We start from the raw sequence: 13,204 nt of genomic DNA, 5'->3' as shown, positions 1-13,204 counted from the left end.
TGTCTCCACCCGCTCGGCGCACCCGCGCCGGCTCGGTGCGTCCCGCTCGGCGCACCCGCCTCCGCGGTGCGTCCGGGCTCGGCTCATCCGGCTGGGCTCGGTTAGCCTGCAATGGTGCTCACCGATGCCGAGATCGTCGCGTCCCTGACCGCATCCGTCCGCGCCGTCCCGTATCCGGGCGAGTGGCTGCAGCCGCCGTTCGACGGTGAGCGGCAGGCGCGCATCGCGCGCGACGCGGGACTCTCGGAGATTCGGGTCGACCGGGAGAGCGGACGGGTGCTCTGCATCGAGCTTCCGGACGGCGAGGCCCAGCCGATCGCCCCGTCGCCGGCCGCGCTCGCCGAACTGGGTGCCGCGTACGCCGACGCCCTCGCGCGCTCGGCCGGTGCGGGCGAGCACGAGCTGCGGGTGATCGAGGGGGCCCTGCTGGCGGCGGTGCGGGTCGTCGACCCCGCGCTCGCGGACCCTGAGACGTTCTGGTCGATCGCGGCCGAGGAGCTGGGCGACGGGATCACGGCGGATGGTCCGGCGGGCCCCGCCACGATCGTCGCCGCCCCCGCCGGCGGACCGACGGTCGTCGTGGCGCTGCCGATGCTCCGGCTCCGGCAGGCGCTCGCCGCGGAGGGCCTGACGCTCTCCGGCTACGCCGAGCTCCTCCCCCACGTCTCGCTCCGCGGCAGCCTCGCCACGACGCTCGCCGACACCGTCGTGCCCGGCGCCGTCCGCACCGGTCCGGCGCAGGTGCTCGTGCTGCCCGCCGGGGCGGTCGCGACGCTGGAGGAACTCGCGTTCCCCGCGCTGCGGCTGGTCGTCACCCTCGGTGGGGCGGATGCCTCGGCGCCGGACGCACCCAGGACGCCCGCGGTGCCCGCCGGCGTGGAGCTCGTCGCGCTCGACGCCCCGAAGCCCTTCACCGCGCTCGTCTCGCTCGTCGCCGAGCGGCGGGCGGCCGGGCGCTTCGACGGCGGGCCGTCCGGCCCGGTTGCCTAGGCTGTGGCCATGACGCCGGATGCGAACCCGACGATGCCCGAGGTCGTGACGTACGACGGACTGCCCGCGGCCGCGGGCGGCGCCCATTCGCTGCGCGTGAAGCGCCCGACCGATGCCCAGGCGCGGGTGCAGCGCTTCCTCGCGGCGTGCACGGTGCCCGCCGAGCCGGCGCAGTGGACGTTCTCGATCTCCGCCGACGGCGACCCGGCCGCGACGGAGCGATTGGCGGCCTTCGCCGCCGACGTGCTCGGCGGGCCGCGCCGCACCCAGCGAGTCCGCCGCGACTGGAACGTGCGCCCGGAGTCCGTCGCCGAGGTGCTCGAGGCGATCGAGTCCGAGATCGGCGCGACGACGAAGTACGGGGCGTCGCTCGCGACGCTCTCGCAGAGCCTCCCGGTGCAGCTGGTCGATCCGGCGACGGGCGAGCCGTTCGCCGGGCTCTCGCCGGAGGCGTTCGGCGGCTTCGCCGTGGACGACTACGGCCGGCTGCTCGGAGTCTCCGGGGTGCGCGCGAACTCCGGTACGGCCGGATCGTCGCTCTCGCTCTGGCTGAACCTGCCGGCCGATGAGCGGCTCTCCCCGGCGGCGCGGTACCTGCAGGACCATCTGCCGTTCCGGCTGTCGACGAAGCACTGGCGACGCTGGCAGCCGACTCGCGCGCGCGACGGGTACCGTTCCTCGAAGCTGCCGTCGCCGCTCGCGGGCTGAGCTCGCCGCGTCCGGCGCGGCCCGGTCGTCCGTTTTCCGCCGCCCGGTCGTCAGCCCGGCTCCGCCGGCACCTGGAAGACCGAGCGCGCGGTCGATTCGACCTCGAGCTCGACCTCGATGGGCAGGAGTTCGCTGCTCACCGGTGCCCGCCAGACGCCCCGGAGCCGCACGGTCGCGCTCGCGCCGTCTGCCGATTCGACCGCGACGAGCGCGATCCCGGACGGCGCGCTCTCGGTCAGATACGCGACGGCGGCGCTCCGCATCGCCGCGCCGTCGGTGGTGATGCGCACCCCATCGGCTCCTGCGACGGCGTCGCCAATCGTCCATGCATCGGCCGCGGCGAGCGCGGCGCCGTCGGCCAGTGCGAGGAGTCGCTTGCGCTCGAGGTAGAGCGAGCTCGCCGAGGCGACGACGAGCACCACGGCGAGCGCGAGCAGCGCGAAGCCGAAGACGAGCGGCAGGGTGGAGCCGCGCTCCTCGGAGCATCTCGCAACCGCCGCGGATGCGCGCCCGCCGCCCGCCTCGGATCGCCGTCGACGGGTGCGGAGCGGAGCGCCCCCGCTCATCGCGCGTCCTCCGGCGAAACCCACCGGGAGACGGGCTGCACGGCGCTGGCTTCGACGGGCACCACGAGCATCTGGTCGAGACCGAGCACAGGGGGCGCGAACGGCAGCCGCACGTCGAGCTGGACCGTCACCCGGACCCTGGTACCCGGGGCCGCGCACCCTCCCCCGCCGCAGTCGATCGAGACTCGCCGTTCGTCGCCGCTGCGTCCGAAATCGTCGAGCACGAGGTCGACGACGGCCTCCGCCGAGCGGCGCGGATCGGCCTCGCCGCCGAGTACCGCGACACGGGCGGCGTGACGCGCCGCACCGTCGACGGCGAAGGCGGCCGCCTGGAGCTCCCCGAGCGTGATCACGAGATACACGATCGGGACCAGCAGGAGCAGCGCGGCGCCGAGGAACTCGAGCGAGGCGGAGCCGCGGTCAGCAGAGCCGCGGTCAGCAGGGCCGGCGCTGCAGTTCCGCGTGGCCCGAGTCTGGCGCTCCACCGGGCCCGGGAAGGTGGTCCGACCCGCATGCTCAGCCGATCGTCTCGACGGCGGCATGCCCCGACACCTCCAGGCTTGCCGCCGGACCGAGCAGGCCGAGCACCGGCAGCGCCGCCCGCACGGTGACCCGGACGAGTTCGACGCCATCGCGATCGACGCGCGCTTGCGCGATCTCGGTGGCGTACGCCGGCCCGAGCGCAGTCGTGATGAGCTCACGCGTGCGATGGGCGCCCGACTGCGGCGCCGCCCCGGCCAGCGCGGCGTATCTCGCCCCTTCCGCAGCCGCGTCGAGCACGGTGTTCCGCACGTGCAGTGCGAGTGCGACTTGGACCACGGCGAGCACGAGCACGGTGAGCAGCATCGCGACCATCGCGAACTCCGCGACCGCGGAGCCGCGATCGTCGTGCAGTGGACGCCGTGGCGGCTCGCTCGCCGCGTTCGGCGTCGGCGGAGCCGACCCGGCACCGCCGCTCAGAGGCCGCTCACCCGCTCGATCGCCTGTTCGAACATCCCGCCGAGCGCCGGTCCCGCGAGCGCCCAGATCACCGCCACGAGCCCCGCGGTCATCAAAGTGATGAGGACCCAGCCGGGCACGTCCCCCCGCTCCTCCTCGCCGACTCGCGCGAGCTGATGCCGGACGTCGTGCTTCTCCATCGTGTTCCCCTCTCATCGTTCGTTCCGGTGGACTCCTCCTCGGCGCCGTTCGGCTCGGCGTCTCGCTTCGCCGGGAGGTCTTCTGACGCTCCACGTCAGAACCCCGCCTGCAGCACCACGTAGCCGGGGTACAAGCCGAACACCACGGTCACGGGCAGGATGAGGAAGACGAGCGGCACCAGCATCGCGATCTCCTTGCGGCCCGCCGCCTCGATGAGTCGACGCTTCGCCGACTCCCGGGCATCGGTGGCCTGGGCGCGGAGCACCGCCGCCAACGGGGAGCCTCGCTCGACTGCGCCGAGGACCTGATCGAGCGCACGGGTCAGCGGCGGGTGCGCGAGCCGATCCCGCATCTCGGCGAGCGCTCCGATGAGGGGCGATCCGGCACCGGCCGAAGCCACGACGCGCGCGAACTCGGCGCTCAGCTCGCCGTCGGCGGATCGAGCGACCCGGCGCACGGCGTCGAGCAACGACTCGCCCGCGGTGAGGCTGAGCGTCAGGAACTCGAGCACGGTCGGCAACTCGTCGTCGATGCGCGCGAGACGGAGGCGCGCGGAACGCTGGAGCAGCAGTTCGCAGGCCGCCGCTGCTGCGAACGCCGCGGCGATCGGTCCGCCGACGATCAGCACCGGGCCGGCACTGGCGGCCGGTGCGAACAGGATCGCGGCCGCGGTCGCCATCGCCACGATCGCCGAGACGCTCGACTGCTCGAGGCGGAACCGTTCGACGCTCCGGTGCCAGCCCGCTTGCCTGAGCCGGAGTGCGGCCGCACCGCTCTGCGCGGAGAGCACGGAGATGCGGCGCAGCCGGATGCCCCAGATCTCGAAGACCGCGGCGAGCACCAGTGCCGGGTCGTTCGGGCGACGATCGAGCACGTCGCGCGCCGCGGCCGAGACATCCGACACGAAGGGTGCGACGCGCTCGATGAGCGGACGTCGCCCGAAACGCGGGGCGCTGGCGAGCAGCAGCCACGCGCCGAGCCCGAGCAGCAGGCCGACGACGAGGGCGAAGGCGGTCACCTGAACCACCGGCGCTCCGCTCGGAGCCGCCCGATGGCGAGCATCAGCCGATAGGCGAGCACGGTGATCGCAGCCCCGGCAGCGATGACGACCGCCCCGGCTGCCGAGTCGTACGCCTGGACCGCCTCTGGCCGGGTCGCCAGCACCCCGAGCAGCAGCCACGGAGCGGCGGCACCCAGACGGGCCGCGTTGCGGAGCCAGGACTGCCGGGCGTGCACCTCCGCGCGGATCGCTCCCTCCTCGCGGAGCGCGCTCGAGAGGGTGCGGAGCACTTGCGGAAGCTCCGTGCCACCGACCTCGCGCGCCATCCGGACCGCCTCGAGCAAGCGGTCGGCGGTCGGATCGGCGAGGAGGTGCTTCACCCGGTCGAGCTCTCCGGAGAAGTCGCCCGTGCGCGCATACCCGGCCGCGAACTCGGCGAACGCGCTGCGCACGCCCGCGGGGCCGAGTCCGGCGAGATCGGCGATCGCCTCGGGCAGCGAACGACCCGCGCGCACCGAGGCGAGGAGATGATCGACGACGTCCGGCCAGAGCGCTCGATACTCCGCCCGCTTCGCGTTCGCGCGGCGTCTGATCGCCGCCGGGACGAGGACCGCGCCGAGGGCGGCCGCCGCTGCGGCGAGCGCCGGCACTCCGAACACCCCGAAGACGAGTGCGCCGCCGAGCAGCGCGATGAGCACGCTCGTGATGACCACCACCGTGAGCGGCACGCGTGCGAGCCCCGCCAGCGCGAGCTCGTCCCGGACGCGCCCGAGCAGGATCGGCGCACCTCCGCGCCTCGGCGCGGCGACCGGACGCGGCCACAGCCACGGAGCGACCGAGAGCAGCACGCCGAGCCCCAGCGCGAGCCCGAGCAGCGCGCCCGCCGGTCGTGCCTCGACGAGCAAGACACTGGCGAACTCGGCGTCCACGAGCGCGGGCTTCCTGAGCGCGGCGCTCACGCGCGGTCGCCGAGCACGATGGCCGGATCGAGCCCGACCGCGTCGAACTTCTCGGGACGAGGCATCCGCGCACCCGTGCTGCGCAGCTCGCCGTCGACCCGGTGGAAGAGCCCCACCGTCTCGACGGCGGCCGACTCGTGCTCCCCCGTCGTCGCGACGATCTCGGTCACTGTCCGCCGGCCGTGCCGGTCGATCCCGAGCTGGACGACGACGTCGACGCACGCCGCGACGGTGGGGACCACGAACCCTGCATCGATGTTGCGCCCCGCGAGGAGCGGCAGGGTGCAGAGCTTCACGAGGGCGTCCCCCGCCGAGTTCGCGTGGATCGTGCACATGCCCGCGATGCCCGAGTTCAGCGCGATGAGCAGGTCGAGGCTCTCCGCATCGCGCACCTCGCCGATGATCAGCCGATCGGGCCGCATCCGCAGCGACTCCTTGACCAGCCTCCGGAGCGAGATCTCACCGGCCCCCTCGAGGTTCGGCGGGCGGCACTGCATCGCGACGAGATCGCGGGCAGCGATGTCGAGCTCGAACGTCTCCTCCACGGTGACGACGCGCTCGGCCGGGCGCACGCACCCCGCGAGCGCATTGAGCAACGTGGTCTTGCCGGTGTGCGTCGCACCCGACACCAGCACGTTCGCCCCCGCGAGCACGGCCATGCGCAGGAACTCCGCCGCCTCGCGACTCAACGCGCCGAGCCCGACGAGCGCAGGGAGCGAATGCAGCCCGCGGCGGAACTTGCGGACGTTCACCGACCACGCGCGCGTCACCTCCGGGATGGCGACATGCAAGCGGGACCCGTCGGGCAGCGCGGCGTCGACGAACGGCTGGGAGAGATCGAGCCGTCGCCCGGACGGACGGAGCATCCGCTCCACGAGCTCGCGCACCTCGCGCTCGACGAGGGTCACCGGCGTGAGCTCCGACACCCCGGCGCGGGCCACGAACACCCGCTCCGGCCCGTTGATCCAGATCTCCTCGACCTCGGGATCGTCGAAGTACGGCTGCAGCGCGCCGTACCCAGTGAGCTCGGCGAGCACGCCGGCCGTCGTGGCGCGCTCGTCGCCCACCGTTTCCGCACCGCTCACGAGCGCGCGCTCGCCATAGCGGCGCACCTCCTCGCGAGCGACGCGATCGGCCGCGACGGGATCGGCGGACAGATCGACGCCCTCCCGGATCGCGCGCTCCCGGACGAGGCGGGACAGGGCGTGGACGGCATCTGGCATGCGACTCATCCTCCAGACCGCCGCCCCTGGAGGTCCGAACTTATCCACATCCCCGGGCGACGCCTCGACACCGCCGATCGCGACGCCGCGCACCTAGACTGGTCGGGCACTCGCGGGAGTGGTGAAACCGGTAGACACGCAGGATTTAGGTTCCTGTGCCTTCGGGCGTGAGGGTTCGAGTCCCTCCTTCCGCACCAGTCACCCGCGCCCCGGTTCCGCGCTACGCTCGCGGCATGCGGCGGATCTCAGCGGCCGACGTCGTCGACGTCTTCGCGTACACGGTGGTGCTCGGCGTCTTCGTGCAGCTGTTCCCCGCGGTCATCACCGAGTCGTTCCTCGTGACGCTGCTCACGGCCGTGCTGCTGAAGCTCGTGCTCGAGCTCGTCGTCGCGCTGAAGACCTGGGCGCTCGGGCGGTTCCGGCTCGCCACGACCCCCGGTGAACGGGTGCTGCGGGCGGCCGTGCTCCTCGTGGTCCTTCCGGGCAGCAAGTTCCTCGTGCTCGAGGCCACCGACCTGGTGTTCGGCGACGCAGTGCACCTCGGCGGCTTCTTCCAGGTGACCGTCCTCATCGTGGCACTCATGCTCGCGCGGGGCGGCGCCAGGCTGCTGCTGCGGGAAGGCCGCGCGGACGGCCCCGTCCGGCCGGTCGAGTCCGACCGGCCGGACGCGGCCTGACCGCTACTCGGCGGAGCGGGAGCGACGCCCGATCGCGAGCGCCGCGATGGCCGCACCGAGCCCGAGCACGCCCACGGCGATGCCCGTGACGCCGAGTGCGCGCGCGGTGCCGTCGTCGCTCGCGGCGGCCTCGGCCGACTCGTGCTCGTCGCCGTGCTCGGGGGCGGCGGCACCGTGGTGCCCGCCCTCTGCCGCCGCAGTGACCGTGATGGAGGGCGCCGGGTGCTCCGGCTCCTCCTCGCCCTCGGCTGCGGGCTCGCTCCAGTCGGTGGAGCCCTCGACGCAGTCCTGCAGCACCGGGAACGCGAGGGTCTCCCCCTCGGCGTCGGCGGGCAGCTGCAGCGAGAGCTCGATGACGTCGCGGAGATCGGCGGGCAGCGGCGTGGTGGCGGTGTAGACGACCTGCGCGACGCGGTCGACGACGCTCGCGCCGTGCGAGTCGATCTTCGGCTCGGGCAGCTTCTCGACGACCGTCTCGATCGTCCAGCCGGCGTTGACGGTCGGCGTCACGCGGTCGATCCCCTCGGGCATCGTGAAGGTGAGCTTCGTGGTCGGGCTCGTGCCGCAGCCGTGCGGGATGCCGAAGCTCAGCACGGTGTACGCGCCGGCGGCGGTCGAGGTGGAGTCGACGCCGACGTGGGCGCTCGCGGCGAGCGGCGCGCCGAGGGCGAGGAGGGCTCCCGCGCCGAGGGCGGCGGCGGTCACGAGGGCAGGGCGGACGTGGGTCTTCGTGGTCATGTGCGTGCTTTCGTGCGAAGTCGGATGGGAGACGGTGCGCCGATCAGGCGGCGCCGACTCCGCACGGCGGCCCGCGCCGCACCAGGACCGAGGAGAGCCGGTCACGCGTGGGACTGCGGCGCACGTGCGCAACCGGCCGTGCCGGGCGGCGTCCGGCAACAATGACCGGCACGGAGAGGAGCGCCGCGGCGACGAGGATGCCCCGCGCCACCGCGGCGAGCGCGCGCACCGCACGGTCGGCGAGCGCGACGCTCGCCACCGCGAGCAGCGCCGCGACGACGTGGGCCACGGGCATCGCGGCGCCGAAGTGCTCGGTGTGTCCGAGCTGGCCGGTTCCGGCGACGTCGAGCCAGGCACCGCGGGTCGCGGCGTCGACCGCCGCGTGCAGTGCATGCGGATCCGCGCCCGCGGCCGTTCCCGCCGGCGAGGTGCCGGCGGAGAGCGAGAAGGTGACGTGCAGCGCGAGCTGCGCACCGACCGCGGCAGCGGCCGAGCCGAGGAACCGGCCGCGACGACCGACCATCAGGATGCCGAACGGCACCGAGAACGCGAGCGCGACCGCGAGGGCGACGAAGCCGGGCGGGCTGCCGCCGCCGATGGTGTGCGCGAGCGCCGCCAGGAGGGTCGCCGAACACGCGACCAGGAGTCCCCGCGCAGTGCGGGCGGCGCGCGCTGTGTGCACGGCTCCGAGCCTAGCGGCCCGCGAGCGCGCGGGCGGCTCGTGGACGGCCCGAGAGATCTCGGATGACCCGTCAGATGGCGGGCGGCCCCGCGGCGATGCGGGCCCGCGAGTACTCCTCGATGCGCTCCGCCGGCACCGACCAGTCGGTGTCGAGCCACCAGCTCGCGCCGACCTCGGCCCAGGGGCGCACGATCTCGGCATCCGCCGCCGCATCGATCCCGCCCGTCGTGCCCTCCTGCACCCAGTCGAACGGACGATCGCCGAGGCCGAGCCGTTCGCGCTCCGCGAGGAGCCACGCGTACGCTTCCCGACCGATCTCGGGCGTGAACTGCCGCTGCTGCGCCTCGGGCCCCGCGACGCCTTCGCCCGGCGGGGCGTAGTTCGGCAGCCAGCCGTCGAGGCGGGCGACTCGGCGCATCGACTTCTGGCTCGGCCAGAGCCCGACCGCCCAGATCGGCACCCCGGGCTGCTGCACCGTCGGCGGCGGCAGCATCTCCTCCGTGCGGCGGGCGGTGAAGTGGCGCCCCTCGTAGGAGAAGGGCTCCCCGCGCCAGAGCTTCGGCAGCAGCTCGAGCGTCTCGTCGAGCTGCTCGGCGCGCACGCGACGGCCGGGGTCGTGCTCGAAGATCCAGAACCGCTCCTCGACCTCCTCGGGCACGCCGAGCCCCGCAGAGAGCACGACGCGGCCCTTCGAGAGCCGGTCGACGGTCATCGTCTGCCCGGCGAGCTCCCACGGCCGCCGACGCGGGACTGGGGTGAGCATGGTGCCGAGCCGGATCGTCGAGGTGCGCACCGCGGCGGCGGCCAGGATGGACCAGGGGTCGGGCGACCAGATGCCCTCCCACACGAAGAAACCGTGCCAGCCGTGCTCCTCGGCCAGCTCGGCGAGCTCGACCGCGAGCTCCGGATCAGTACCGGGGAAGATGAATCCGTAGCGCATGCGGGCGACGCTACCCCGCGCCTCCGACATCCGGATGCGATCCCCAGCGACGCACGGTAAGGTAATCCTTGCCTATCCTTTCGAGAAACCCGAGGGCCCCATGTCGACTGCCACGCCCGTCATCGACCGCGAGACCGCCGCCGAGCCGCTCGACGTCGCCGCCCTCGTCCGCGCCGCCTCGGCCGACGACCACCGCGAGACCGAGACCCGGGGCTTCATCGTGGAGCTGATGCGCGGCGAGCGCTCGCTCGACGACTACACGCGCTACCTCGCGCAGCTCGCCTGGATCTACGAGGCGCTCGAGTCCCGCGACGCCCGCAGCGACGACCCCGCGGTCTTCGACCCCGCCCTGGCCCGCATGGCGGCCATCGAGGCCGACCTCGCCGCGCTCGGCGCGGCGGACTGGCGCGAGACACACCCCGCCCTGCCGGCCACCGCCGACTACGCGGCGCACCTGCGCGGCCTCGCCGACGACGACGTGCGGTACCTCGCCCACCACTACACGCGCTATCTCGGCGATCTGTCGGGCGGCCAGGCGATCGCGGCGCTCGTCGCCCGCCACTACGGCGCGACCCCCGAGCAGCTCGGCTTCTACGCCTTCGACCTCGAGGGCGGCCCCGTGCAGTACAAGCGCCGCTACCGCACCGCGATGAACGAGCTCGGTCTCGCCGCCGAAGAGGTCGACGCGCTGATCGACGAGGTGCGCGCCTCGTTCCGCTTCAACGGCGCGATCTTCGAGGCGCTCGACGCCTGATCCCTCGCCGTCATACGACGGGATGACGCCCCACCCCTACGACGGGATGATTTCCCACCGCGCACCCGGGTGGCGGCCGGGCTCCCTGGGTAGACTGCATCGACACTGCACGCCGCGGCACGTCGACCCGTGCCCGACGACTGGAGCTTTCCCGTGATGCACACCGCACTCATCCCCTGGCTCGACCCGGAGAACATCATCGCCGCGGCCGGCCCCTGGGCCCTCGTCGTCGTGTGCCTGATCGTGTTCGCCGAGACCGGCCTGCTCGTCGGCTTCCTGCTGCCCGGCGACACCCTGCTCATCATCTCGGGCCTCCTCACGCACACGAGCCTCGTGTTCGGCGTCGACATCTGGTGGGTCTGCCTCGCGATCGGCCTCGCGGCCTTCGTCGGCGGCGAAGTGGGCTATCTGATCGGCCACAAGTTCGGTCCGCGCATCTTCGAACGCAAGGAATCGGGCCTGTTCAGCGTGAAGAACGTCGAACGCACGAACGCGTTCTTCGACCGCTTCGGCGCGCTCGCGGTCATCCTCGCGCGATTCGTGCCGATCGTGCGCACCTTCACGCCCGTCGCCGCCGGCGTCGGCCACATGAACTACCGGAAGTACACGCTCTACAACCTCATCGGCGCGCTCATCTGGGGTGTCGGCCTGACGTACTTCGGCTTCCTCATCGGCTACATCCCGCCGGTCGCGGACTTCGTGCAGAACTACATCGACGTGATCCTCATCGGCGCCGTCGTGCTGACCCTCATCCCGACCCTCTGGCACTACTTCCAGTCGGCACGGAAGGCGAAGCGCGCCGCGGCGGCCGGCGAGGACGTCGTCACCGATGAGAGCGAGGCGGAGCACCTCGTGCTCGACCGCGACGTGTTCGAGCGCGGTCCCCGCCACGAGGAGCAGTAGCGCTCGAGCCCGGGTCACGCACCCGGGGAAGAGCCGGCGCGACTCGCGCGGCGGTCACCCCCGCGCGACGCGGTCGAGCAACGCCAGCAGCGCGGTGCGCTCCTCGCCCGTCAGCCCGCCGAACGCCGCCTCCTGGGCTTCGGTGATGGCCTCGGCCGCGCGCTCGCCCTCGACCCTCCCCTCCGCCGTGAGCGAGACGAGCTGCCGACGCCCGTGCCCGGGGTCCTTGACCCGCGAGACCAGCCCGCGCGACTCGAGCGCACGCACGGTGTGCGTCACATCGCGCGGGTCGAGCGCTGCCGCCTCACCCAGTTCGGTCTGACTCAGCCGTTCGGTGGAGGCGAGCGCCGACAGGCATCGGAACTCGTACCCGGTGACGCCGGCTCGCCCGAGCGAGGCGTGCAGCACCTGGTGCGCCCGGGAGGCGGCGGAGCTCAGCACCCAGGTGGGCAGTGAGGTGAAGTCGGTCCCCATGACCCTTGCTTTCTCTTGGTTACACCAATACAGTTTTGGTTCCACCAACACTATAGGAGCGCCGATGTCATCCGCACGCCCCCTGCCGACCGTGATCGGCCCCACCGAGAACTCCCTGCGCGCGCTGCTGGCCCGCACCCTCTCGCACATCCGGGTCCCCGGCTACCCGGCCTGGATCGTCCTCAACGCCATGACCGCGGACCGCTCGGCGGGCGCCTGGCGCCAGCGGGCCGCAGCCGCGCTCGCCGCGGGCCAGGACGAGATCGACGGCGTGCTCGCCGAACTGCGCCGCGCGGGCCTCGTCGCCGACGAGGAGACGCTCACTGCCGCCGGCGTCGCGGAACTCGCCGCGGCGCGCACCGCGGTGGCGCAGGCGAGCCGGCTCCTCGTGGAGGGAATCACCGAGCCCGAGCAGGATGCCGTGCGCCGCGTGCTCGACACGATCCGCCGGAGGGCGGAGGAGCTCGTCGCCGCGCACGACTAGCGATGCGAGCCCTGCTCCTGATCAGCCCGCCCCGCGGGCTCGAGCTGGAACGTCGAGTGCTCGACGTCGAAGTGCGCGGTGAGGCAGCCGCCGAGCTCGTCGAGCAGCTCCCCCGCGCGACCGGAGGCGAACACCTCGGGCTCCACCTCCACGTGCGCCGTGAAGACCGGCTGGCCGGAGGTGATCTGCCAGACGTGCACGTCGTGCACGGCGACGACGCCGCGCGTGCGGAGGATGTGCTCGCGGATCTCCGCCACGTCGGTATCGACCGGGGCGGACTCGCTCAGCACGTGCGCGACATCGCGGAGCAGGATGAGGGCCCGCGGGATGATGAGCGCCGCGATCGCGAGCGAGGCGATCGGGTCGGCGGCGTTCCATCCGGTGAGCAGGATGACGACCGCCGCGATGATGACGAGCGCCGAGCCGATCGTGTCGCCGAGCACCTCGAGGTACGCGCCGCGCAGGTTGATCGAGTCCTTCGCCCCGCTGCGCAGCACGAGCATCGCCGCGATGTTGGCCGCGAGACCGAGGATCGCCACGACGAGCATGAGCCCGCCCTGCACCTCGTGCGCCTCGCCCTCCGCGCCGGAGATCAGCCGCCCGATCGCGCCGACCGCGACCGTCACGGAGACGCCGAGGAGGATGAGCCCGTTCACGAGCGCCCCGAACACCTCGAAGCGGCGGTAGCCGTACGTCTGACGGTCGGTCGCCGGCCTCGCGGCCACGATCGCGGCGACGAGCGCGACGACGAGACCGAGCAGATCGCTCGCCATGTGCCCGGCGTCGGCGAGCAGCGCGAGCGATCCGCTCAGCAGTCCGCCGACGAGCTGGGCGACGAGGAAGGTGCCGATGATCGCGATCGCGACGATGAGTCGCGCGCGGTTCGCCCCCTGAGCGTGGTCGTGGGAGTGATCGTGTGACATCACCTCGAGCCTAGGCGAGAATCACCTGATCAGCCCGAGATAG

18 protein-coding genes and 1 tRNA gene are annotated in these 13,204 nt (G+C 73.2%); 7 read left to right on the top strand and 12 right to left on the bottom strand.

From position 1 onward, the window contains the following. The first annotated feature begins 111 nt into the window (after positions 1 to 111). Complete coding sequence (locus tag ROT00_RS00850; protein WP_404771615.1) at positions 112 to 990, top strand: SUKH-4 family immunity protein; 879 nt, start codon at positions 112 to 114, stop codon at positions 988 to 990. A gap of 9 nt (positions 991 to 999) precedes the next feature. Next, the gene (locus ROT00_RS00845) at positions 1,000 to 1,698 is read left to right on the top strand and encodes a hypothetical protein (RefSeq protein WP_404771613.1); all 699 of its coding nucleotides are present in this window, start codon (positions 1,000 to 1,002) and stop codon (positions 1,696 to 1,698) included. A 50-nt stretch (positions 1,699 to 1,748) separates the two neighbouring features. Here the strand turns inward: ROT00_RS00845 and ROT00_RS00840 are convergent, their stop codons facing one another. The 7 genes from ROT00_RS00840 to ROT00_RS00810 all read right to left on the bottom strand — a co-directional run bounded on the left by ROT00_RS00840 (position 1,749) and on the right by ROT00_RS00810 (position 6,586). Continuing rightward, positions 1,749 to 2,264 (bottom strand): pilus assembly protein TadG-related protein, encoded by a 516-nt coding sequence (locus ROT00_RS00840; protein ID WP_404771611.1) that lies wholly within the window; start codon positions 2,262 to 2,264, stop codon positions 1,749 to 1,751. Next, entirely contained in the window at positions 2,261 to 2,749 is a 489-nt protein-coding gene (locus ROT00_RS00835) for a TadE family protein (protein WP_404771609.1), read from the bottom strand. Before ROT00_RS00835 ends, ROT00_RS00840 begins: the two co-directional genes overlap by 4 nt. Positions 2,750 to 2,780: 31 nt before the next feature. Then, the gene (locus ROT00_RS00830; RefSeq protein WP_404772138.1) at positions 2,781 to 3,158 is read right to left on the bottom strand and encodes a TadE/TadG family type IV pilus assembly protein; all 378 of its coding nucleotides are present in this window, start codon (positions 3,156 to 3,158) and stop codon (positions 2,781 to 2,783) included. A 62-nt stretch (positions 3,159 to 3,220) separates the two neighbouring features. Continuing rightward, positions 3,221 to 3,403, bottom strand: a complete 183-nt coding sequence (locus ROT00_RS00825) for a hypothetical protein (RefSeq protein ID WP_404771607.1) — start codon at positions 3,401 to 3,403, stop codon at positions 3,221 to 3,223. 95 nt (positions 3,404 to 3,498) lie between these two features. After that, positions 3,499 to 4,431 carry a type II secretion system F family protein gene (locus ROT00_RS00820; protein ID WP_404771606.1) on the bottom strand — a complete coding sequence of 311 codons (933 nt, stop codon included), beginning with the start codon at positions 4,429 to 4,431 and terminating at the stop codon, positions 3,499 to 3,501. Beyond that, positions 4,419 to 5,363 carry a type II secretion system F family protein gene (locus ROT00_RS00815; RefSeq protein WP_404771604.1) on the bottom strand — a complete coding sequence of 315 codons (945 nt, stop codon included), beginning with the start codon at positions 5,361 to 5,363 and terminating at the stop codon, positions 4,419 to 4,421. Before ROT00_RS00815 ends, ROT00_RS00820 begins: the two co-directional genes overlap by 13 nt. Then, positions 5,360 to 6,586: a TadA family conjugal transfer-associated ATPase gene (locus ROT00_RS00810; RefSeq protein WP_404771602.1), complete on the bottom strand. Its 1,227-nt coding sequence runs from the start codon at positions 6,584 to 6,586 to the stop codon at positions 5,360 to 5,362. The genes ROT00_RS00815 and ROT00_RS00810 overlap by 4 nt, the downstream gene beginning before the upstream one ends. 112 nt (positions 6,587 to 6,698) lie before the next feature. Here ROT00_RS00810 and ROT00_RS00805 point away from each other — a divergent pair. Further along, positions 6,699 to 6,783 (top strand) — tRNA-Leu (locus ROT00_RS00805). Between the two features lie 36 nt (positions 6,784 to 6,819). Then, on the top strand, positions 6,820 to 7,263 hold the full coding sequence (locus tag ROT00_RS00800; protein WP_404771600.1) for a hypothetical protein: 444 nt from the start codon (positions 6,820 to 6,822) through the stop codon (positions 7,261 to 7,263). 3 nt (positions 7,264 to 7,266) lie between these two features. Here ROT00_RS00800 and ROT00_RS00795 read toward each other — a convergent pair whose 3' ends face one another. The 3 genes from ROT00_RS00795 to ROT00_RS00785 all read right to left on the bottom strand — a co-directional run bounded on the left by ROT00_RS00795 (position 7,267) and on the right by ROT00_RS00785 (position 9,623). Continuing rightward, on the bottom strand, positions 7,267 to 8,001 hold the full coding sequence (locus tag ROT00_RS00795; protein ID WP_404771598.1) for a YcnI family copper-binding membrane protein: 735 nt from the start codon (positions 7,999 to 8,001) through the stop codon (positions 7,267 to 7,269). A 43-nt stretch (positions 8,002 to 8,044) separates the two neighbouring features. Further along, positions 8,045 to 8,683, bottom strand: coding sequence for a hypothetical protein (locus ROT00_RS00790; RefSeq protein ID WP_404771597.1), 639 nt, complete (start codon positions 8,681 to 8,683; stop codon positions 8,045 to 8,047). Between the two features lie 70 nt (positions 8,684 to 8,753). Beyond that, a complete protein-coding gene (locus tag ROT00_RS00785; protein ID WP_404771596.1) occupies positions 8,754 to 9,623 on the bottom strand; it encodes an LLM class flavin-dependent oxidoreductase in 870 nt (289 codons plus the stop codon). Between the two features lie 100 nt (positions 9,624 to 9,723). Between ROT00_RS00785 and ROT00_RS00780 the strand changes: the two genes are divergently transcribed. Together ROT00_RS00780 and ROT00_RS00775 are read left to right on the top strand one after the other, a co-directional pair. Then, positions 9,724 to 10,377 carry a biliverdin-producing heme oxygenase gene (locus ROT00_RS00780; RefSeq protein ID WP_404771594.1) on the top strand — a complete coding sequence of 218 codons (654 nt, stop codon included), beginning with the start codon at positions 9,724 to 9,726 and terminating at the stop codon, positions 10,375 to 10,377. 156 nt (positions 10,378 to 10,533) lie between these two features. Beyond that, the gene (locus ROT00_RS00775; protein ID WP_404771593.1) at positions 10,534 to 11,280 is read left to right on the top strand and encodes a DedA family protein; all 747 of its coding nucleotides are present in this window, start codon (positions 10,534 to 10,536) and stop codon (positions 11,278 to 11,280) included. A 54-nt stretch (positions 11,281 to 11,334) separates the two neighbouring features. Here the strand turns inward: ROT00_RS00775 and ROT00_RS00770 are convergent, their stop codons facing one another. Then, positions 11,335 to 11,754 (bottom strand): MarR family winged helix-turn-helix transcriptional regulator, encoded by a 420-nt coding sequence (locus ROT00_RS00770; protein WP_404771592.1) that lies wholly within the window; start codon positions 11,752 to 11,754, stop codon positions 11,335 to 11,337. Positions 11,755 to 11,818: 64 nt separating this feature from the next. On the opposite strand from ROT00_RS00770, the gene ROT00_RS00765 reads away from it, so the two are divergent. Continuing rightward, positions 11,819 to 12,238 carry a hypothetical protein gene (locus tag ROT00_RS00765; protein WP_404771591.1) on the top strand — a complete coding sequence of 140 codons (420 nt, stop codon included), beginning with the start codon at positions 11,819 to 11,821 and terminating at the stop codon, positions 12,236 to 12,238. Here ROT00_RS00765 and ROT00_RS00760 read toward each other — a convergent pair. Further along, positions 12,235 to 13,161: a cation diffusion facilitator family transporter gene (locus ROT00_RS00760; protein WP_404771589.1), complete on the bottom strand. Its 927-nt coding sequence runs from the start codon at positions 13,159 to 13,161 to the stop codon at positions 12,235 to 12,237. The genes ROT00_RS00765 and ROT00_RS00760 overlap by 4 nt on opposite strands. Positions 13,162 to 13,204: the final 43 nt, after the last annotated feature.

This window comes from Agromyces mediolanus (assembly GCF_044917495.1).
Lineage (GTDB): Bacteria > Actinomycetota > Actinomycetes > Actinomycetales > Microbacteriaceae > Agromyces > Agromyces mediolanus_B.
Note: the sequence above shows the minus strand (reverse complement) of the source record. Positions and strands in the feature narration are given on the sequence as shown.

Bases quoted from the DNA above. Each gene is read 5' to 3' on its own strand.
- ROT00_RS00770 (WP_404771592.1), bottom strand. From the start codon at position 11,754: ATGGGGACCGACTTCACCTCACTGCCCACCTGGGTGCTGAGCTCCGCC.
- ROT00_RS00760 (WP_404771589.1), bottom strand. From the start codon at position 13,161: ATGTCACACGATCACTCCCACGACCACGCTCAGGGGGCGAACCGCGCG.
- ROT00_RS00810 (WP_404771602.1), bottom strand. From the start codon at position 6,586: ATGCCAGATGCCGTCCACGCCCTGTCCCGCCTCGTCCGGGAGCGCGCG.
- ROT00_RS00795 (WP_404771598.1), bottom strand. From the start codon at position 8,001: ATGACCACGAAGACCCACGTCCGCCCTGCCCTCGTGACCGCCGCCGCC.
- ROT00_RS00840 (WP_404771611.1), bottom strand. From the start codon at position 2,264: ATGAGCGGGGGCGCTCCGCTCCGCACCCGTCGACGGCGATCCGAGGCG.
- ROT00_RS00825 (WP_404771607.1), bottom strand. From the start codon at position 3,403: ATGGAGAAGCACGACGTCCGGCATCAGCTCGCGCGAGTCGGCGAGGAG.
- ROT00_RS00785 (WP_404771596.1), bottom strand. From the start codon at position 9,623: ATGCGCTACGGATTCATCTTCCCCGGTACTGATCCGGAGCTCGCGGTC.
- ROT00_RS00850 (WP_404771615.1), top strand. From the start codon at position 112: ATGGTGCTCACCGATGCCGAGATCGTCGCGTCCCTGACCGCATCCGTC.
- ROT00_RS00780 (WP_404771594.1), top strand. From the start codon at position 9,724: ATGTCGACTGCCACGCCCGTCATCGACCGCGAGACCGCCGCCGAGCCG.
- ROT00_RS00800 (WP_404771600.1), top strand. From the start codon at position 6,820: ATGCGGCGGATCTCAGCGGCCGACGTCGTCGACGTCTTCGCGTACACG.
- ROT00_RS00765 (WP_404771591.1), top strand. From the start codon at position 11,819: ATGTCATCCGCACGCCCCCTGCCGACCGTGATCGGCCCCACCGAGAAC.
- ROT00_RS00775 (WP_404771593.1), top strand. From the start codon at position 10,534: ATGCACACCGCACTCATCCCCTGGCTCGACCCGGAGAACATCATCGCC.
- ROT00_RS00845 (WP_404771613.1), top strand. From the start codon at position 1,000: ATGACGCCGGATGCGAACCCGACGATGCCCGAGGTCGTGACGTACGAC.